The following is a 19,067-nucleotide window of genomic DNA, read 5'->3' as shown; positions in this document are numbered from 1 at the left end:
CGTGAAATGCCTTGAAAATCCGAACGTTTGAAACGCAAGTCGAGCGCAGGAAGCGGCCGGGCAAGCCTAATCACGGGTTTCAGGTGCTTCAAGGCATCGCCTCTCTGCTGAAGACTCAGAACGTCCCTGGCGGGCACTGCGTTCCCGGCCTTTCCCGGTGGGACACCCGGTCGGGGCGTTTATTTCAGGGAGGCGCCCCCCGGGGAGGGGGTGGGGGGTGGAGGGAGGAGCCCGGCCTCTCGCATGCCCCGGTACAGCAGCGTGCCGGCGACGATCGCCACGGGGAGGAAGAAGGTGTTGAGGATGGGCACCCAGAGCAGGACGTAGACGCCCGCGCCCAGGCCCAGGCAGAGCGCGCGCCGCTGGCGCAGCATGCGGCGCACCTCGGCGAAGGGGTACAGGTGGCGCGTCATGGGGGCGGCCAGGAACTCGCCCGCCATCCAGGTCATGGTCCACACGCCGCCGAGCACGGTCCACAACACGCTCCCCACCCCGGGAATCAGGTTCAGGGGGGCCAGGAGCACCAGCCCGGCGAGCAGGAAGAACAGCCGGGCGAGCGTGTGGGCCAGCCCCGTGACGATGCCCCGCACGAAGCCGCCCACCGTGAAGGGGGGACCGTCCTCCCCTCCACACAGCGCCTCGGTGGCCTCGGAGAGGGGGTCCTGGAGGGGCGCGAGCAGGAGGGGCGGGACGACGTTGGCGCCCACCACCCAGAGCACGAGCCCTCCGAGCACCAGCGCGGTGTACCACCCGGCCTGGCCGTACCAGGACTCCGGGCGCGTCCAGAGCGAGTCCAGGGCGCCCGGGCCGTGGGTCCACAGGAGCCAGGCCAGGCCCACCAGGGCCACGGCGGTGACGACGGCGCACAGGGCGGACAGGACGAACAGGCGCCGGGAGCGGAGGATGAGGCCGGAGGCGCGGCCGAGCAGACCCAGGCCCTGAAAGAAATCCGACAGGCGGGGGTGGGGGGAGAGGGTCGGAATGGGGGAAGTGGGACTCATGGTGGGCCCGTGCGCAAATCGAAGCGGGTCTGGAGGTCCCCGTTATATAGGGCGCGCCCATGTCTCTCGACCTCAAGCGCGCGGCCTCCGAGCCCATCACCTCCATCGACATGCTGGTGTCCGGCTTCCGGTCCGCGGAGAAGCCCCAGGGCGATCTGCGGCTCGGCCTGGAGCACGAGAAACTCCTCTATCCGGTGGGCTCCACGGGCCCGGTGTCCTACGAGGGCCCCTCGGGGGTGGGGGCGCTCCTGGAGCGGCTGGCCCCGGACGGCTACGTCCCGTTCCGCGAGACGCCCGACTCCCCCATCATCGCCCTCCAGCGCGCGCAGGGCGAGGCCACCATCTCCCTGGAGCCCGGCGGCCAGTTCGAGCTGTCCGGCAGCCCGTTCCACACGGCGCGGCAGGCCCACGCGGAGAACCTGGCCCACCTCGCCCAGGTGAAGGCGGCGGCCGGCGCCCTGGGGCTGCGGCTCGTCACGCTGGGCTACCGCCCCACGGGCTCGACGGCGGACATGCTGTGGATGCCCAAGACGCGCTACAGCGTCATGCGGCGCACGCTGCCGGAGCGCGGCCGGCTGGCGCTGAACATGATGCTGATGACGGCCACGGGCCAGGTGTCCCTGGACTGGACGGACGAGGCCGACTGCGTCCGCAAGACGGTGGTGGTGGCGCGGCTGTCGCCGCTGATGAACGCGCTGTACGCCAACAGCCCGCTGGTGGAGGGCAAGCCGTCCGGCTACCTGTCCTACCGCAACCGCGTCTGGGACGAGGTGGACCCCACGCGCTGTGGCTACCTGCCGGCGTTCTTCGACGGCTCCTTCTCCTACCGCGCCTACGTGGACTGGGCGCTGGACGCGCCGCTGCTCTTCCTGCGGCGTGAAGGCAAGTACCTGCACCCCAAGCTCACCTTCCGGCAACTGCTCCAGGAGGGCTTCGAGGGCCAGCCGCCGGACCTGGCGGACTGGACGGACCACCTGTCCACGCTGTTCCCCGAGGTGCGGCTGAAGAAGGTCGTCGAGGTGCGCGGCGCGGACTGCGCCAACGCGGCGATGACGGGCGCGCTCCCGGCGCTGTGGCGCGGCATCCTCTACGACGCCACCGCGCTGGAGGAGGCCGAGCGGCTGGTGCCGAGGCTCTCGTACACCGAGCACCTGGCCTTCCACGACACCGCGCGCCGCGAGGGGCTCGGTGGGAAGCTGGGCTCGCACGAGCTGTGGCGGCTGGCGGAGGAGATGGTGGGCATCGCCCGGCGCGGCTTGCAGCGGCTGGATGCGGCGGACGCGCCGCTGCTCGACGTGCTCGCGGACGTCGCGGCGTCGAAGCGCTCGCCCGCGGCGGTCGTGCTCGAGGCGTGGCACAAGGACCCACGCCCCGAGACGGTGCTCGCGCTCGCCACGGTGTAGCGGGCGCGTGGCGGTGGGGGGCCTAGAAGCGGCCGCCCACGGAGATGTTGCCGTTGAGGACGCCGCCGTGGGCCCGCTCGTCGGTCCCCGGGCGGTCCACGATGTTCTCGCCGCCGATGAGGTGGTAGGTCGCCCGGGCCCCCGCGTAGAGGTGGCCGAAGCGATACTCAACGCCCGCGGCGAGCGGGACGTCGGTGGTCCAGTCGTTGCGGTAGACGTTGTCGGCGCCGTCGGACGGGTTGAAGTAGTTCACGCCGAAGCCGACACCCACGAAGGGGCGCCAGCGCTCCTCGACGTAGGGGCCTACCTTGGCGAGCACCCCCAGGCCGTTGCGCCAGAGCCCCTCGCCCTCGTCGCCGACGCGACTGCTGTCGATGCCGTTGCGCTGGATTTCATAGCCGGCCTCGAAGCCGAGGTACTTCCACGGCGTCACCTCGGCGACGATGCCGAGCAGCGGCCCGACCTTGGTGTCGTCGCCCAGCGAGCCGGTGAGTCCGCCCAGGCCCAGGCGCACGTCGAGACCCGCCTCGGGGTCGTCCCTCATGCCCAGCTTCTTGGCGACATGCTGGGCCTCCACCGCCGCCAGGGCCGGACTCGCCAGACCCAGGGCCACCACGGTCACTCCTCCCGCCATCGAACGTCGCATCGCATACCTCCCCGAGGTTTCGGTCAGCGACAAGGTGGGCATCCGTCGAGTCGGCTACAGAGAGCGCCCACGGGGCCGGCGGTGGGTCGGAGGGTCCGGCAGGGGACGGGCGGCGGGGCGCTCAGCGGCGACCGAACAGCTTCTTCAGCCCGGACAGCAGTCCGCTCGGGCGCGCCTCGGGTTCACCGACGAGCGGCGAGCGGGCGATGAGCGCCTCGCGCCCCGCGTCGTCCAGGTCCTCGAGGGCGAGGGAGACGGGCTGGCGGCGCACGCCCGGCAGCGTGGCCTCGAGCGACAGCACGCCGTCGACGGAGAGCGCCAGGTGCAGCTCCACCTCGCCCGGGCGCTCGACGTTGAGGGAGACGCGGCCCAGGTACTCGTTCTCCGCGACGAGGGAGGAGGTTCCCTGGAAGAGGGCGAGCTCCAGCGGGCCGGGCGCCGTCATGGGGAAGACGAGCGTCTTGCCGGCGGGGAGGCGGGTGGTGCGCTCCAGCACGCGGCGCATGGTGCCGCCGCGCTCGGCGACGCCCACGGGCATGGAGAGCACCTCGGAGACGGAGGCGGCGGGCTTGCCCCCTTCCGCGAGCAGCAGCGCGTGACCGAGCAGGGCCGCGCCGAGCGCCACCGCGCCCCGCGCGTCCACGTCCTCGCGCACGGGCACGCCGAGGCTCTCCTCCAGGCGGCGGCGCACGAGCGGCGTGCGGCCCTGTCCGCCGACGAGCAGCACGGCGTCGAGGCCCTGGGGCGACAAGGCGTTGGAGTCGAGGACCTCGCGCACGACGGCGGTGACGCGCTGGGCGAGGTCGGCCGTGAGCGCCTCGACGCGCTCGCGGCTGAGTGGGGGCACGGTGCCGGTGGGCATCGGGACCTCCACCTCGGTGCGTTCGGAGAGGGCCATCTTGGCGGTCTCCGCGGCCGCGCGCAGCGGGCCCCAGTCGAGCAGGTGGTCCGGCCTGGGCACGCCCTGCTCCGCGAGGTCGCTGGCGAGCGCCTCCGCGATGCGCGTGTCGAAGTCCATGCCTCCGACCAGCGGGTCTCCACCGGTGGTGATGACCTCCAGGTCGTCACCGGTCACCTGGACCACGGCCACCTCGAGCCCGCCGCCGCCCACGTCCACGACGAGCACCCGCTTGCGCGCGAGGCCCCGGCCGTGACCGTGCGCGAGCGCCGCCGCGGCGGGCGCGGTGAGGATGCGTTGGGCGTCGAGCCCGGCGAGGGTCGCCGCGTCACGCAGGGCCGCGCGCTGGCGGTCCGTGAAGTGGGTGGGCGCGCAGATGACGGCGCGCGTGGCCTTGCGTCCGACGAAGGTGGCCGCGGCGTGCTTCAGCTCGCGCAGCAGCAGCGCGGTGAAGAGGGTGGGGGAGACGAGCCGGCCACCGAGCTCCACCGCCGCGTCGCCGTTCGGGTCCGCCGTGATGGGGAAGGGGAGGTGCGGCGTCAGGGCGCGCAGGCGCGGTGAGCGGGCCCGGAGTCCGAGCAGCCGCATGAGGCCGTGCGCGGCGCGGCGCGGTGCGCGGGTGGCCTCGACCTGCGCGGCGGGGCCGACGAGCAGCTCCTCGCTGCCATCCACGGCGACCAGGGCGAGTAGTTCGTGGGTCTCCGTGCCCGGCAGCGGGACGAGCCGCGCGGTGCCCTCGTGGAGGACGGCGACCCGGGCGTGAGAGGTCCCCAAGTCGATGCCGAGGATGACCTCGGGGACGGAGGCGGACGGCGAGGCCGTGGGGACGGGGACCTCGAGCAGCGCCCGGCGCCGGCTTCGAGCCGATTCGACGTCCGCGGTCGGCGTCGGCACGGACTCGAGGTGGGGACCACGGCCCGTGGGGGCGTCCGCGCGTTCACGGCGCGAAGGCTCCGTGTCGGCTACTGGCTGCTGCGCGCTGCCAGGCGCGGACTCCGTGGTCGGGGCGCGGCCCGTGGAAGGTGCGGAGTCAGTCGCGGCTGGCTGCGCGCTGTCAGGCGCGGACTCCGTGGTCGGGGCGCGACCCGTGGAAGGTACGGAGACGGTCGCGGCTGGCTGCGCGCTGTCAGGAACGGACTCTGTGGTCGGGGGGCGACCCGTGGAAAGTACGGAGACGGTCGCGGCTGGCTGCGCGCTGCCTGGAGCGAACTCTGTGGTCGGGGCTGCGGAGTCAGTCGCGGCTGGCTGCGCGCTGTCAGGCGCGGACTCCGTGGTCGGGGCGCGACCCGTGGAAGTTGCGGAGACGGTCGCGGCTGGCTGCGCGCTGTCAGGCGCGGACTCCGTGGTCGGGGCGCGACCCGTGGAAGTTGCGGAGACGGTCGCGGCTGGCTGCGCGCTGCCTGGAGCGGACTCCGTGGTCGGGGCTGCGGAGTCAGTCGCGGCTGGCTGTGTGCCCCCGGCTGGGAGCGAGGAACTGGAGGTGCTTGTCTCTCCGGGCGCTGCTTCGCTCTCAGCCGAGATGGTTGTCGAGGCAGCGGGAGGCTTGGGCTCCTGGCGTGCCGCTCCCTCCTCGCTCGCGGTGACCGCCGTCGGAGCAGTCGACGAGGTATCGGGAGCTGGTTGGCCGAGAGCGTTCTCGCTCGCGGTGACCGTCGTCGGAGCCGCCGACGAGGAATCGCGGGGCGGTTGGCCGAGAGCGGCGCCCTCGTCTAGTCGTGGTGATTCCGCCGGAGTCAGTGCGTCGAGCGACGGGCCCGAGGAGGTATTGCCACTGTGTTGCTGAGCCGCCTCGGATGGTGAGGGCTCCGTCAGCGGAGAGGAGGCACCCGTACCTGGCTGGTCCGCAATGTCCGATGTGAGGCTCGAGATATCTCGGTCGTGGTCTCGTGGCTCCGCGGGGGGCGGAGTCTCCGCCGAGGAGCCTGCATCTCGCTGCTCCGACGTGTCCGCCGAGTGACCTGAGATGATTCGGTCGTGGTCGTGAAGCGCGTCGTATGTCGGAGTCTCTGCCGAGGCATTCGTGTTGACTGGCGCCGATGCGTCCGTCGAGCGGACCGAGGCGTCGCGGTCGTGAGCCCGAGGTGTCTCGGACGTCGGAGCTTCTTCCAAGGAGGCGGAGACACTTTCGTCTCGTGGCTCCGATGCGTCCTCTGGGGCGACAGGGGCGGTGCTCTCGCTCCCCCCTGACATCTCGGATGTCGGCTCCACTGCCGACGAGGCCGTGGCACTTGTGTCGCATGGTGCCGAGGCGTCCTCCGAACCAACCGTGGTGTCCCGGTCGTGGCGCCGTGATGCCTCGGACGTCGGAGTCTCCGCGGAGGGGGCGGAGGCACTCGCTTTGCGGTGTGCGGCGGTCTCTTCTGAGAGGGGCGGGACGTTGAGCCGTGACGGCTTGTCCGTCACGGATTCCGTAGAGGAACTCGAGTCACTGACGACGTGTGGTTCCGCTACGCCTGTCGAGGGACCCGAGTCGTCGCCCGCGTGCTGCCAAGACTCCTCGGATGCCAGAGCCTCTGTCGAAGTGTCGGCGCCCGCTGCTTCGCTTGGCGCCGATTCAGCCATTGTCCCGGTGCTCTCTTCGGGACGCTCGTTCCAGTGGGGTGCTGCCTCACCGGACGTCGCGGGAGCGGCCGTCGAGGCATCACGCGCTGCGGACTCGGTGGATGCCTGGGGCGCCGTAGCAGTGGAGGCGTCCGCAGACCCTGACGAGGAGCTCGTGCCAGATGTCCCTGTCGGGGACTGGCTCGTGTCCTGCGCATCTGCCGTCGTGGACTCACTCCGCAAGGGTTCCGCTGGGCTCGGTTCCTTGACGACTGACGCGGCGACGGCCGGTTCGGAGTCCGTGTCCTCTTGGATATCCCACGAGAAAACGTCGTCATCCGGTTCCGACGGCGTCGTGCCCGGACTCGTGGAGGTCGCGAGCGGCACGTTCTCGGACGACGCGGACTCGAGGCCAGCGGCCACTTCGTCGCTGGGACGGCGCTGTCCCGGGACTGCTCGGGCCTGTGTCTCCACGCGGGGCGCGGCCGGTCGCGCGGAGGGACCGTCCGAGGGCGGAGCCAGCTCGAAGCGCGGTGCTCCCGTCTGGGGGCGAACCGGGACGCTGACCGTGGGCGTCGTCGTTGCGTGGGCCTCGATGCTCGCGACCGGAACCGCGCCCTTGTCCACAGGACGTGGAGCCTCGGGCCCGACGGGGACAGCCTGCGAGTCGGGGGACGCCGACGACTCCGCATCGTCCGAGTCGAACAGGCTCGCGGTGATGTCGAAGTCGAGCCCGTCGCCCTCATCCGACGGCGGTGCCTCGACAGCCCCGCCCTCCGCTCGGGCGGGCGATACGGCCTGATGCTCCTGGGCTTCTCCGGGAGTCGCGGGCTCGGCGTGGTGCTCCGAGGCGTCAGCCTCCGCGCTCGGCTCTCGAACGTCTTCAGCCTTGCTGGTCTCGGCCGGGGACGGCGCGTCCTCGTGAACCACGTGGGCGCTGACCGGCTCCGTGGCCGACTCGTCCCGAGCCGCCGCGGGCTCCTCGGCGATAGGGGGCTTGCGTGTCTCCGCCGGAGGGGATTCCGCGGGCTTCGCCACGGGAGGCTGCTGCGCCTTCCTCACGAGGCCCGGCACCGTGTGCACCGGAGCAGGGGGGGCCTCGGGAAGGCCTCGTCGCGCGACGACGCGGTCGACGACGGCCTTGCTGGCGGCATCCAGCTTCACGAAGCGCACGGTCATCCCGGTGCGCCCGTTGCCGGATTCGACCTGGGCCTTCACCACCACGCCTTCACCGCGCAGCAGCCGCGTCCCATCCGCGAGCACGAACTCGAACGCGAGCCCGGTGCCCTCGGGCTTCAGCGCACGCGTGGCCACGAACACGCCACCCCGCGCGACGTTGGAGCCGTACTTGTCGATGAACTCCTCTTCCGTGGAGTACGGAAGACGGATTCTCAGGGGCAGCAGCTTGGACGCGAGCCCGCTCATCGCAGGGGGATCCGCACCTCTCCCCCTGTCCCGGGGATGACCAGGCCCAGGGTGCTTTCGCGCAGGGCCTGTGGGGGGAGCTCGAACAGGAGGACCATGTCGGTGCGCTCATCCGGCCCCCAGGTGCGGCGCAGCGGGCGCGTGCCCGCGAGCACCTGGACGTCCCGGGCCACACCGTAGGCCGTGCCCTTCGCGTCGACGACCTTCGCCTCGTCGAGGTCCAGGCTCGCGGGCTTCTCGCCCACGTTCTGCGTCACGAGCTGGACCCGGAGGAACTGGTCCTCCGTCGTCATGCTCAACTTGCCCGAACCCTTCACCGAGTGCGAAGCCTCGAGCCCCGTGAGCTTCATCGCCACGGTGTCGACGTGCACCGTGTCGTTGGGCTCCGGCAGGTTCAGCTTCTGCGGCGCCATGTCCGTCTGCGCCGCCGCGAGACCCGCGAGCTGCGCGTTGGGGGCTGCTCGCACCGGCTCGGGGGCGGCGGTGGCTCGGCCGCCCTGGTTCACCCGGTCGACTTCCTGACGCAGCTTCTGGAGCGTGCGCTCATCCGCGTTCCCCATCGCGCCAGGCGACGCCTCGTCCTTCGTGCAGCCCCCCACGAGGAGGGCCGCCGCCAGGAGTCGTGCCACCGGGGCCATGGGGGCGGAGGAGCGGGTTCGCATCAGGCGCTCGCGCCCTTCACCAGCTCGTAGAGCTTCTCCAGCGCCGCGGACAGCTTCGTCGCGTCGGGGCCACCGGCCTGGGCCATGTCGGGCTTGCCGCCGCCCTTGCCACCGACCTCCTTGGCCATCTCCCGCACGAGGTCGCCCGCGCTGATGCCCTTGGCCACGACGTCCTTCGTCGCCGCCACGAGGATGATGGCCCGGCCGTCCTTCTCGCCGCCGATGGCCACCACGCCCGAGCGGATGCGGTCGCGCAACTGGTCCGCCATGCCGCGGAACACCTTGTCGTCCGCCGGGTCCACGCGCGTCGCCAGCACCTTCATGCCGTTGACGTCGCGGGCCTGCTCCAGCAGGTCCTTGCTGCCCGCCGTCTGCGCCTTGACGGAGACCTCCTCGACCTTGCGCTCGAGCTCCTTCACGCGCTTCTGCGTCGCCTCGACGCGCTTGGCGATCTCCTTCGGGTTCGTCTTCAGCAGCTCGGCCACCTTGCGCAGCTCGTGCTCCTGCTCGCGGACGAACTGGAGCGCGCCCACGCCCGTGAGCGCGATGATGCGGCGCACGCCGGACGCCACGCTGCTCTCGCTCGAGAGCTTGAACAGGCCGATGTCGCCGCTGCGGCGCACATGCGTGCCGCCGCACAGCTCGGTGGACTCCGGATGCACGGTGACGACGCGCACCGTCTCGCCGTACTTCTCGCCGAACATCGCCACCGCGCCGGACTTCTTCGCGTCCTCCAGCGCCATCACGCGCGTCTGCGCCGCCGTGTTGTCGCGAATCCAGCCGTTGACCAGGTCCTCGACCCGCTCCGACTCCTCCGTGGTGAGCGGTCCGAAGTGCGAGAAGTCGAAGCGCAGGAAGTCCGGCGCCACGACGGAGCCCGCCTGCTTCACGTGCTCGCCCAGCACCAGCTTCAGCGCCTTGTGCAGCAGGTGCGTCGCGGAGTGGTTCGCGCGGATGGCCTTGCGGCGCTCCACGTCCACCGCCGCCTGCACCATGTCGCCGACCTTGAACGTGCCCTCGGTGATTTCCACCGCGTGGACGGTGAGCCCGGAGACCGGGCGCTGCGCGTCCTGCACCTTCGCCACGGCCTTGCCGCCGTGACCGACGATGTCGCCCGTGTCGCCAATCTGTCCGCCGGACTCACCGTAGAAGGGCGTCCGGTCGAGCACGACCTCCACCTTGTCGCCCTGGGACGCCTCGGACACCTCGACGCCGTCGCGAATCAGCGCGCGGATGCTGCCCTCGCCCTCGTGTCCCTCGCCCTCGTAGCCGAGGAACTCGGTGGGCCCGAGCTTCTCGAGGAGCTTGAGGTACACGTCGCCGACGGCCTTGTCCTTGTTGAGCGCGGACTTGACGCCCTTGGAGTCGTCGTCCTTGACCCGCTCGTAGCCCGGGAGGTCGGCCTCCAGGCCGTGCTCCTGGAGGATGATCTGCGTCAGGTCCGACGGGAAGCCGTAGGTGCCGTGGAAGAGGAACACCTCCTGGCCCGTCATCACCTTCTCGCCCGCCGCCTTCATGCGGGTGACGCTCTCCTCGATGAGCTTCATGCCGCGGCTGAGCGTCTCGCGGAAGCTCTGCTCCTCGAACTCCGCCACCCGGAGGATGAACGGGCGGCTCTCGCGCAGTTCGGGGTACGCGTCGCCCATCAGCTCGATGACGCGGTCGATGACCTTGTGGAAGAAGTGCTGCTCGATGCGCATCAGGTGCGCGCCGTGGCGGATGGCGCGGCGCATGATGCGGCGGAGCACGTAGCCGCGGCCCTCGTTGGAGGGCTGCACGCCGTCGGCGATGAGGAACGCCGCCGCGCGGCTGTGGTCCGCGATGACTCGGTGGGAGGCGCCCGTCTCCTGTGAGTACGGCTTGCCGGAGACTTCGACCACCTTCGCGATGATGTCCTGGAAGAGGTCCGTGTCGTAGTTCGAGCGCTTGCCCTGGACGACGGACGCGATGCGCTCCAGACCCGCGCCCGTGTCGATGGACGGCTTGGGCAGCGGAATCAGCGGCGCGTCCTTCTCCTTGCGCTCGAACTGCATGAACACGAGGTTCCAGATTTCCAGCCACCGGTCGCAGTCACACGCGACGCCCAGGCACTTGCTGCCCGCGGCCTCCTCGACACAGGGGATGTCGTCGCCCTGGTGGTAGTGGATCTCGGAGCAGGGGCCGCACGGGCCGGTGTCGCCCATGGCCCAGAAGTTGTCCTTCTTGCCGAGCTTGTAGATGCGGTCTCGGGACACGCCCTCCTTCGCCCACAGCTCGAACGCCTCCTCGTCCCAGGGGATGCCGTCCTCGCCGTTGAACACGGTGATGGCCAGCCGGTCCTTCGCCAGGCCGAGCGTCTTCGTCACGAACTCCCAGCCGTACGCGATGGCGTCCGCCTTGAAGTAGTCGCCGAAGGAGAAGTTGCCGAGCATCTCGAAGAACGTGTGGTGGCGCGCCGTGTAGCCCACGTTGTCGAGGTCGTTGTGCTTGCCACCGGCGCGCACGCACTTCTGCGAGGTCGTCGCGCGGGTGTAGTCGCGCCGCTCGCGGCCGGTGAAGACGTCCTTGAACTGCACCATGCCCGCGTTGGTGAACAGCAGGGTCGGGTCGTTGGCGGGCACCAGCGAGGAGGAGGGGACGCGACGGTGTCCACGCTCCTCGAAGAACTTGAGGAACGCCTCGCGAATCTGGGAGGCGGTGAGGGCGGAAGGCATGGTGTGGGTATATGCCACAAGAGGAGGCGGCGCAGGAGTTCTTGGAGTCTGCATGGGGTAGGAGGACGCCCCACGGTCCAGGGGGCTGACCCTCCCCGCTGGTTGCATGACGAAGGGGGGACTCCGCCGCTCCGGGGGCCCGTTGGACGCAGGGCGGGGCGGTCCTCCCGAGGTGGCGGGCCGGAGGGCTTCCGAGCGCCCTCCGGGCACCTCAGGGAGAGGGCGGTGGTCCGCGCCGGGCGAGCTCCCGGGCCGGGGCGCCCGCCACCACGGCGAGCGGGGGCACGTCGGAGGTCACCAGGGCCCCGGCCCCAATCACGGCGCCGTCTCCCACCGTCACCGGGCCGATGATCTGCGCCCCCGCGCCCACGAAGACGTTGCGCCCGATGCGCGGCGCCCGGGCCTCGCCCAGCAGGGGCTCCACGCTGACGTTCTGCGCGAGGAAGCTGCCCTCGCCAATCTCCACGCCGGGCGCCACCACCACGCCCACGCCGCCATAACCCAGGCCGACGGAGGCGTGCAGGCGCGCGTCGATGTCCACGTGGCCGTGCAAGAGGTGGTCTCCCGCCGCCGCGACGAGGCCGGGCAGCACGGGCAGCCCCAGCTCCCGCAGGCGCCTGGCGGCCCGGTAGAAGGTCAGCGCGGTGGGGCCCATGACCCACCCCTCGTCCGAGCCACGCGTCCCGGGGGCCGGCTCCCGACGGGGGGCTCCGGGGCTCCAGGCGTCGCGAGCGGCGTGGGGACCGGGGCAGCGGGGCGGGGCATCCAGGGTGGAGGTCGCGTCATGGCCATCGCTCGGGGCCAATCTAGGGGGCGCCTGCGCGCCAACCACCCGCACGCTCGCGAGGGAGGGGAGAGCGTCCGCCAGCCAACCCCCGGCGCGTCCACGCGCGCCCTCGACTGATGGCGGCCCGACACTCCGGACCGCCACCCGGGGCGGTGTCCTCAGGAGGCCGCGTCCGCGCGCAGCCGCTCCAGGGCGTCCTCGACGTACTGGACGCCCTTGGGCGTGATGGCCTTGCCCTTCTTCGTGTCGTGGGCGTAGCCGGCGTGGAGCCGCAGCGCCTTGGCCGCGTTGGGCGCCGCGTAGGTGACGCCCAGCTCCCCCCAGAACCGGGACGTCGTCCCCGACGTCACCTCGAGGTCGAGCTGCCCCGCGTGCGCGAGGTAGAGCGGAATCAACGAGCGCACGAGCTGGTCCTTCTGCTTGCCGGCGACGACGAGCTGCGCGTGGTGGGGGTGCGCCCGCAGCGCCGCGACGAGCTGGCCCACCACCTCGCCCAGGTCCTGCGACGCCGCGTTGGCCGCGCCCTGTGCCGGCGCGCGCGCGCGCTTCGACGGAGCCTTCGCCTTGCCGGCGCGCGAGGCGCCGCGCTTGTCCGCCTTGGGCGCCGCCGCCTTGGGCGCGGTGGTGGCGCGGGTCTTCTTCGTGCCCCGGGCCTTCTTCACCTTCGCGTTCGCGTCCGCGAGCACGGGCTCGACGGGGACGGGCTCGGGCGGCCGGGGTCTGGGCGTGCGCTGGGCCACCGTGGGCTCGGGCGCGCGGGCGGGCGGAGGACTCACGGGCTCCGCGGCGGGAGCGGGGGGCGCCGCCTCACGCCAGGCTGGAGGCGGGGGAGACGGATGATGATGCGGGGCGCCGTTGCGGGTCGGCGTCGGCTCGCGGGGATACCCGAGTCGAGAACGCACCTCTTCCACCACCCCGCCCAACCCCACTTGATGCAGCAGACCTTCCAACCGGGAAGCGAATGACACCGGGCATGCCCTCCTGGACCGGCGCACGTTACCCCAGGATGGCTCCCAGACGGATCCATGACGCCTACGCGAGCAGAGAAGGTGGGCGCGGGAGCCCCGAGGCGACTGTTCGCCAGGAGGCAGGCGGCGCTACACTGACGGTCCGTCCCCGCCATGCGGCTGCCCCCCGTCCTCGTCCCGCTGCTCCTCGTGCCCCTCGTGGCCCTCGGCCAGGGGGACAGCCGTATCACCTTCCTGGGACGCCAGCTCCAGCAGGGCAAGGACCCCCGCTCCCGCTCCCAGGCGGCGCTGGTGCTCGGCGCCACCGAGGACCCGGACGCGGTGCCGCCATTGTGCGGTGGGCTGGGCGACCCCAGCGAGCTGGTGCGCGCGGCGGTCGCCAAGGCCCTGGCGAAGCTCCAGGAGGCGTCCGCGCTGCCGTGTCTGGAAGCGCACAAGTCGGAGGCGGACGCCACGGTCCAGGCGGCGGTGCAGGAGGCCGTGAGCGCGCTGAAGGCCTACCAGGCCCGCCCGCCGCGCTTCTACATCGTCATGGACGCGCTGAAGGACGTCACGCGCTCGCTGCCCCCGGAGCTGGTGAAGTCCACCGAGGCCCGGCTCCGCTCGCGGCTCGTGCGCCGGGGGGCGATGCTCGCGCCGGCCAAGGAGTCCAAGGCCGCGGCGAAGGGGACGTTGAAGAAGCTGGGAGTGCACGGCTATCGCATCACCCCGGAGGTCCACGCCCTGGAGGGCGGCGGGCTCCGGGTGGCCATCGTCTGCATGAGCTACCCGGAGCAGTCGCTCCTGGGGCAGGTGGACGTGAAGGCGGCGGGCGCTCAGCCCGCGGACCTCCTCAAGGCGCTGGTGCCCAAGGCCGTGGAGGAGGCGGCGGAAACCTTCGAGTGGAGCAACGAGACATGACGACGACCACGACGCACGCGGCGCCGCCGAAGCGGCGATGGCGCAACTTCCTGCTGGATGCGAGCTTCCAGCTCAAGCTGACCGCGTACATCGTCGGGGTGACGGTGGTGCTGTCCGCGCTGCTGGGCGTGTTCCTGATGCGCTCCGCGCAGGCGCTGATGCGCGAGACGGCGACGGCGGTGGAGGCCCGCTCCCGCGCCGCGGAGGTCAGCCGGGAGCTGTCCGGCGCCACGCTGTCCAACGAGCTCCTGGCCCGGATGGACGACCCGACCTTCGAGGCCACCTTCCGCGAGAAGGCGCGCACCATCGACGCCACCTACGACGCGGAGCGCGCCGCCATCGTCGCCCAGCGCGCGGAGCTGGAGTGGCGCCAGCGCGTCACCTGGTGGGTGCTGGGCATCGGCCTGCTGGGCTTCATCGCGGTGGTCGCGCTGGGCACCATCGTGGTGACGCACCGGGTGGCCGGCCCCCTCCTGCGCATCCGCCGCATGGTGGGCGACGTCCAGGCCGGCAAGCTGTCCCCGCCCAAGCACGGCCTGCGCGACGGCGACGAATTGAGGGACCTGTTCGAGGCCACGCGGACGATGGTGCAGCAGCTGCGCGACCAGGGCGAGGACGACGCGCGCGCGCTGGCCAAGGCCCTGGAGACGGCGGAGCGCGCGGGCCTGTCCGGCGAGCCGCTCGCGGAGCTGCGGGCGCTGGAGGCCCGCTTCCGCGCGCGGCTGGAGTCCTGAGCCCCCGGGCCCGGGACGGACGGTGGCGCGCTCAGCCCGGCGTCGCCACGTCCACCGCGAGGCCCGTCTGCTTCAGCACGGCGTGGATGCGCAGCCGGGCCTGGGCCCAGGGCAGCGCCTCCACGCGATAGCCGTCGAGCGCCTCCAGCAGGTGCGCGCGGTAGCTGGGGTGGCCGGGGTCCGCGATGATGACCACGCCCCGGTCCGTGGTGGAGCGGATGAGCCGCCCCACGCCCTGTCGCAGCAGGAGCAGCGCGCGCGGCAGCCGGTACTGGAGGAAGCCCTGGTACTCGTTGCCTCCTCGGGCGAGCGGCTCCTCGCGGGCCGCCACCAGCGGGCGCAGCGCGGGCTCCAGGGGCAGCTTGTCGATGAACACGCAGCCCACGCCCCGCCCCGGGATGTCCACGCCCTGCCAGAAGCTCTTGGTGCCCAGCAGCACCGTGCCCGTGTCGCGCTCCTGGCGCGCCGCGAGCGAGCGGCTGTGGCCGCGGGACTGCCGCAGCACCTCGATGCCCAGGGGCTCCAGCCGCGCGCGCGCCTCCTCGCCCACGCGCTCCATGCGCCGCGTGGAGGCGAACAGCCCCAGCAGCCGCCCGCCCATGGTCTGCGCGAGCCCGGAGATGCGCGTCGCCGCCCACTCCACGAAGGGCTCCTCGTGCGCGCGCGGCGCGTCCGTGACGAGCACCACCAGGGCCTGCTCGCGCAGTTGGAACGGGGAGGGCGCCCGCAGCAGCCGCGGCGCGGGTCGGTCCCCACGGCCGTCGAGCCCCAGGCGTCGCAGCACGAAGGGCAGGGCGTTGCCCACGCTCGGCCCCAGCGTCGCGGAGGCCAGCACGAGCGCGCGCTTGGTCGCCGCGAAGTCGCGCGAGACGTGCAGGGAGACGTCCACCGGCTGCGCGCCCAGGCTCCAACGCTGCCTGCGCGGCTCGGCGGTGGCCGCGTAGCACCGCCCCGCCGCCGGCTCCGCGGACAGCTCCTGCGCCAGGGTCGTCAGCTCGCCCAGCTCCGACGTCGCCCCGGACAGCTCCCGCTCCAGCGCGGGCTGCCGCGCCGCCAGCTCCGGCAGGGCCTCCAGCACGCGCACCGCGAGCAGCGTGTGCAGCGCCTGGAGCGCCCCGCGCACCGCCTCCAGCCCCTCGCGCACGGGCTCCCAGGTGGGCAGGGCCCGCACCGCCTCCGTCACGCGCAGCTCCGGCGCGTAGGCGCCCTCGTCGGGGTCCTCGCCCACCGTCGTGGCCGAGGGCTCGCACAGCGCCGTCACGCACGCGGCCAGGTCCCGGGCCTCGTCCAGCAGGCGGCGCAGCGCGTCCTCGATGTGGCCCATCAGCGCGCGGGACTCCTGCCGGCGCGACGTGGCGAGGGCCCGCCGCAATTCGGCGAAGAGGCCGCGGCGGCCGTCCCGTCCATGCAGCCGCTCGGTGAGACGCAGGAAGGCCAGGTCCGACAGCTCCACGGTGAGCGCCGTGGTGGCCACGTCCTCCACCTCGTGCGCCTCGTCCAGCACCAGGTGGTCCAGCTTCGGGTAGCGCGCGGGCCAGGCGAAGGCGAGCGACTGGTTGACGACCAGCACGTCCGCCTCGCGCGCCTGCGCCACCGCCGAGTGGTAGAAGCACCGGTGGTAGTGCGGGCACTTCTCGCCCAGCGTCGTCGCCGCCTCCGAGCGCACCGCGGGCAGCAGGCCCAGCAGCACCGGGAAGCGTTCGCGGAACCAGTGGCTGAGCCGGTCCAGGTCTCCGTCCGTGCTGCGGCGCAGGTAGGCCCGCAGGTACGCCCGTGGGGCGCGCGCGGCGTGGCGCATCCCCGGCTCCACGCGCGTGGCCTCCAGCGCGCGGCGCCGGCACAGGTAGTTGGACTGGCCCTTGAGCAGCGCGTAGCCGAACGCGCCCCCCAGGGCGCGGTGCAGCCGGGGCAGGTCCTTCTCCAGGAGCTGGTCCTGGAGCGTCTTCGTGTGCGGCGCCACGCCCACCTTGCGCCCGTTGCGCGCGGCGAAGAGGGCCGCGGGCGCCAGGTACGCGAGCGACTTGCCCGTCCCCGTCCCGGCCTCCACCGCCACCTGCCCGCCGTCCGACAAGGCCCGGCCCACCGCGTGCGCCACGTCGAGCTGCGCGGCGCGGCTCCGGAACCCCTCGTCCATCCGCTCCAGGGCGCCGTTCGGGCCCAGCACCGCCGTCACCTCGTCGTCCCGCACCGGGACGACGGGCGTGTCGGGCTCCGGCTCCACGGGCGTGCTCCCGCTGGCGCGCCGGCGCTCCGGCCTTCCCTGGAGGAAGCCCTGGGTCTCCAACGCCAGCGGCGCGGAGACCTCCCGGCACGCGTCGCGCAGCCGGGAGAGCAGCTCCAGCAGCGGGCGCTCCTCGGTGTCGGCGCCCGCGCCGTCGCCGTCCGTCGTGACGAGCCGCAGCGACGCGCGCGGGTCCAGCGTGGCGAGCAGGTCCGCGACGTCGTCACCGCGTCCGTCGCGGATGCAGCGCTCCATCGTCTGCACCAGCACGGCGTAGACGGCCTCGCAGTCCGACAGCGCGCGGTGGGGCTGGCGGATGCCCAGGCCCGCCCAGCGCAGCAGCGACTCCAGGGAGTGGCTGCGCAGCTCCGGGTGCAGGTAGTGCATCAGCTCGCACGAGTCGAGCACCGGCGCGCGGATGGGCCCCAGCAGGTCCGGCAGGAAGCCCTTCTCGAACTGCGCGTTGTGCGCCACCACCGTCCAGCCGGCGAGCCGCTCGCGCAGCTCCGCCATGTCCACGCCGAAGCGCGGCCGGCCCGCGAGGTCCGCGTCCGTCAGCCCCGTGAGCCGGCGGATGGTGAGGGGAAGAGGCCGGGACGCCGAGTACAACCGCGCGAAGCGGTCCACCTCGCGCCCGTTCTCGAAGAAGAGGCAGCCCAGCTCGATGATTTCGTCGACACGCGGGTCCAGCCCCGTCGTCTCGAGGTCGAGGAAGACATGCCGCGTGAAGAGCTCCGCCGCGCCGCCCATGCAGGGCGCCGAGACTAAGGCCGCCCTGGCGCGGTGCCCAGATTTCCGCCGACCTGCTCAGTCCACCATGAAAACGCCGGAAATCATCTTCCCCATGGCGCAGCCGTAGACGAGCTTGCCGGACTCCTTGGGAGTGAAGGTGATTTCCACCGGCTGGTTGAGCGGCAGCGGCGTGTTGATGTCGTAGCCGTCCATGACGACCTCGGTGGCGCACGTCTGGTCCGTCTTGCGCGTCACCACCAGCTTCACCGGCTCGCCCTTCTTGAGCGTCACGGGGCTGGGCTCGTAGCCCTTCTCCGTCACGGACAGCTCCACCACCCGCACGCCGCCCTCCCGCTTCTCCGGGACGGAGGGCGCGGCGGACTCCGGGGCCTTGCCGCCGCCGTCCTTGGTGCAGCCCTGCTGCGTGGCGGCGAGCATGACGGCCGTCGCGACCAGCGCGAGCAGGGGCTTGATGATGCGGGAGAAGAACTGTCGCATGGTGATGCCTCGCGGAAGGTCGGGCGGGGTGAGGAGGGCGCACGCCCCCGCGTCGAGGCCTCAGGCCCCGGCGGCGGGAGCGTCCGCGGTGCCCGGCTCGAAGCGGAGCAGGGCGTGGAGCGGGACGAAGACCTCGCGGCCCGTCTCACCGAGCAGCAGGTCGAAGCGGCCCACGTGCATCAGCGGCAGTTGGAGGGTGATGCCGTTGCGCAGCACCAGCTTCACCGTCTGGCCGATGTGGTCGAGGAACGCGCGCGGGTCCGAATAGGGGCGCTTGTCCGGCTGACGGGCCACCGTCGCCGGCTTCTGGGTGAGCTTCTGGTCGCGCTCCAGGCCCGGCAGCAGCCGCTCCCACTCCGCGCGCCGCGCCAGCAGCACCACCTGGAGCTTCTCCAGGCGGCCGGTGCGCTCCAGCGTGAAGGCGATGGGCTCCTCGGCCACCAGCGTGTCGAGCAGCGAGCGCTCGGCCAGCACCACGGACAGCTCCGTCTTGCCGGCGATGAGCCCGCTGAGCAGCTCCGCGACGACGGCGTTGTCGACCTCGCCGCGGGCCTGCTTGATGGCCGCCTTGCGCTGCGTGCGCTCCTTGCGCGCCATGAACTCGGCCACCGTCATGCCGCTCTGGAGCACGCCGAACGCGTCCCCCAGCGACAGGCCCGGCGTCTGCCCCATCAGCTCGTAGACCTGGTCGAAGCGCTTGGCCTCTTCCGCGTGGAGCTTGCGCCAGATGCGGCACTTCATCTTCCCCTCGAGCTCGCCCTTGGCGATGCGCGCCGGCACGTGCTCGCGCTGCGCGAGCGCGAGGATCTGCTCGGGCGTCGGCGGGGGCCGGGGCGTCGACGGGCGGAAGCCACCCGGGCGGCCCCCGAAGCCACCCGGGCGGGGCCCGGACGGCGGCCCGCCCATCCCCGGCGCGCGGGGGCCGGCGCTGGGAGGCCTCGGTCCGCTGGGTCGGGGC

General features: G+C 72.5%; 13 protein-coding genes and 1 pseudogene. 3 read left to right on the top strand and 11 right to left on the bottom strand.

The window, feature by feature from the left end; genetic code table 11:
- Window positions 1-179: 179 nt before the first annotated feature.
- Window positions 180-1,001 carry an EI24 domain-containing protein gene (locus tag LZ198_RS19545; protein WP_253973525.1) on the bottom strand — a complete coding sequence of 274 codons (822 nt, stop codon included), beginning with the start codon at window positions 999-1,001 and terminating at the stop codon, window positions 180-182.
- Window positions 1,002-1,060: 59 nt separating this feature from the next.
- Between LZ198_RS19545 and LZ198_RS19540 the strand changes: the two genes are divergently transcribed.
- Window positions 1,061-2,404, top strand: coding sequence for a glutamate--cysteine ligase (locus LZ198_RS19540; protein WP_253973524.1), 1,344 nt, complete (start codon window positions 1,061-1,063; stop codon window positions 2,402-2,404).
- A gap of 22 nt (window positions 2,405-2,426) precedes the next feature.
- Here the strand turns inward: LZ198_RS19540 and LZ198_RS19535 are convergent, their stop codons facing one another.
- From LZ198_RS19535 to LZ198_RS19505, 7 genes and pseudogenes are all read right to left on the bottom strand, one after another.
- On the bottom strand, window positions 2,427-3,050 hold the full coding sequence (locus LZ198_RS19535) for an outer membrane beta-barrel protein (protein WP_253973523.1): 624 nt from the start codon (window positions 3,048-3,050) through the stop codon (window positions 2,427-2,429).
- Between the two features lie 121 nt (window positions 3,051-3,171).
- Window positions 3,172-4,842, bottom strand: a complete 1,671-nt coding sequence (locus LZ198_RS19530; RefSeq protein ID WP_253973669.1) for an Hsp70 family protein — start codon at window positions 4,840-4,842, stop codon at window positions 3,172-3,174.
- 2,826 nt (window positions 4,843-7,668) lie between these two features.
- Window positions 7,669-7,914: pseudogene (locus LZ198_RS19525) on the bottom strand (Hsp70 family protein); the annotation flags it as partial.
- Window positions 7,911-8,576: a hypothetical protein gene (locus LZ198_RS19520; RefSeq protein ID WP_253973522.1), complete on the bottom strand. Its 666-nt coding sequence runs from the start codon at window positions 8,574-8,576 to the stop codon at window positions 7,911-7,913. The pseudogene LZ198_RS19525 and the gene LZ198_RS19520, both read right to left, overlap by 4 nt.
- Window positions 8,576-11,269 (bottom strand): alanine--tRNA ligase, encoded by a 2,694-nt coding sequence (gene alaS, locus LZ198_RS19515; RefSeq protein ID WP_253973521.1) that lies wholly within the window; start codon window positions 11,267-11,269, stop codon window positions 8,576-8,578. Before alaS ends, LZ198_RS19520 begins: the two co-directional genes overlap by 1 nt.
- A gap of 211 nt (window positions 11,270-11,480) precedes the next feature.
- Window positions 11,481-11,924, bottom strand: coding sequence for a serine O-acetyltransferase (locus LZ198_RS19510; RefSeq protein ID WP_253973520.1), 444 nt, complete (start codon window positions 11,922-11,924; stop codon window positions 11,481-11,483).
- 290 nt (window positions 11,925-12,214) lie between these two features.
- Window positions 12,215-12,832, bottom strand: a complete 618-nt coding sequence (locus LZ198_RS19505; protein ID WP_253973519.1) for a hypothetical protein — start codon at window positions 12,830-12,832, stop codon at window positions 12,215-12,217.
- 345 nt (window positions 12,833-13,177) lie between these two features.
- On the opposite strand from LZ198_RS19505, the gene LZ198_RS19500 reads away from it, so the two are divergent.
- Window positions 13,178-13,924: a HEAT repeat domain-containing protein gene (locus tag LZ198_RS19500; protein ID WP_253973518.1), complete on the top strand. Its 747-nt coding sequence runs from the start codon at window positions 13,178-13,180 to the stop codon at window positions 13,922-13,924.
- Window positions 13,921-14,658 carry a sensor histidine kinase gene (locus LZ198_RS19495; RefSeq protein ID WP_253973517.1) on the top strand — a complete coding sequence of 246 codons (738 nt, stop codon included), beginning with the start codon at window positions 13,921-13,923 and terminating at the stop codon, window positions 14,656-14,658. Before LZ198_RS19500 ends, LZ198_RS19495 begins: the two co-directional genes overlap by 4 nt.
- A gap of 31 nt (window positions 14,659-14,689) precedes the next feature.
- On the opposite strand, the gene LZ198_RS19490 is transcribed toward LZ198_RS19495, so the two are convergent.
- The 3 genes from LZ198_RS19490 to LZ198_RS19480 all read right to left on the bottom strand — a co-directional run.
- Entirely contained in the window at window positions 14,690-17,629 is a 2,940-nt protein-coding gene (locus LZ198_RS19490; RefSeq protein WP_253973516.1) for a helicase C-terminal domain-containing protein, read from the bottom strand.
- Window positions 17,630-17,686: 57 nt separating this feature from the next.
- Window positions 17,687-18,109 (bottom strand): cupredoxin domain-containing protein, encoded by a 423-nt coding sequence (locus LZ198_RS19485; RefSeq protein WP_253973515.1) that lies wholly within the window; start codon window positions 18,107-18,109, stop codon window positions 17,687-17,689.
- Between the two features lie 60 nt (window positions 18,110-18,169).
- Window positions 18,170-19,067: hypothetical protein (locus LZ198_RS19480; RefSeq protein WP_253973514.1), on the bottom strand; the 898-nt coding region annotated here is incomplete at its 5' end.

This window comes from Myxococcus dinghuensis (assembly GCF_024198235.1).
Taxonomy (GTDB): Bacteria; Myxococcota; Myxococcia; order Myxococcales; family Myxococcaceae; genus Myxococcus; species Myxococcus dinghuensis.
This window is presented reverse-complemented; position numbering and strand designations above follow the sequence as displayed.

Bases quoted from the DNA above. Each gene is read 5' to 3' on its own strand.
- LZ198_RS19545 (WP_253973525.1), bottom strand. From the start codon at position 1,001: ATGAGTCCCACTTCCCCCATTCCGACCCTCTCCCCCCACCCCCGCCTG.
- LZ198_RS19540 (WP_253973524.1), top strand. From the start codon at position 1,061: ATGTCTCTCGACCTCAAGCGCGCGGCCTCCGAGCCCATCACCTCCATC.
- LZ198_RS19535 (WP_253973523.1), bottom strand. From the start codon at position 3,050: ATGCGACGTTCGATGGCGGGAGGAGTGACCGTGGTGGCCCTGGGTCTG.
- LZ198_RS19520 (WP_253973522.1), bottom strand. From the start codon at position 8,576: ATGCGAACCCGCTCCTCCGCCCCCATGGCCCCGGTGGCACGACTCCTG.
- alaS (WP_253973521.1), bottom strand. From the start codon at position 11,269: ATGCCTTCCGCCCTCACCGCCTCCCAGATTCGCGAGGCGTTCCTCAAG.
- LZ198_RS19510 (WP_253973520.1), bottom strand. From the start codon at position 11,924: ATGGGCCCCACCGCGCTGACCTTCTACCGGGCCGCCAGGCGCCTGCGG.
- LZ198_RS19500 (WP_253973518.1), top strand. From the start codon at position 13,178: ATGCGGCTGCCCCCCGTCCTCGTCCCGCTGCTCCTCGTGCCCCTCGTG.
- LZ198_RS19495 (WP_253973517.1), top strand. From the start codon at position 13,921: ATGACGACGACCACGACGCACGCGGCGCCGCCGAAGCGGCGATGGCGC.
- LZ198_RS19490 (WP_253973516.1), bottom strand. From the start codon at position 17,629: ATGGGCGGCGCGGCGGAGCTCTTCACGCGGCATGTCTTCCTCGACCTC.
- LZ198_RS19485 (WP_253973515.1), bottom strand. From the start codon at position 18,109: ATGCGACAGTTCTTCTCCCGCATCATCAAGCCCCTGCTCGCGCTGGTC.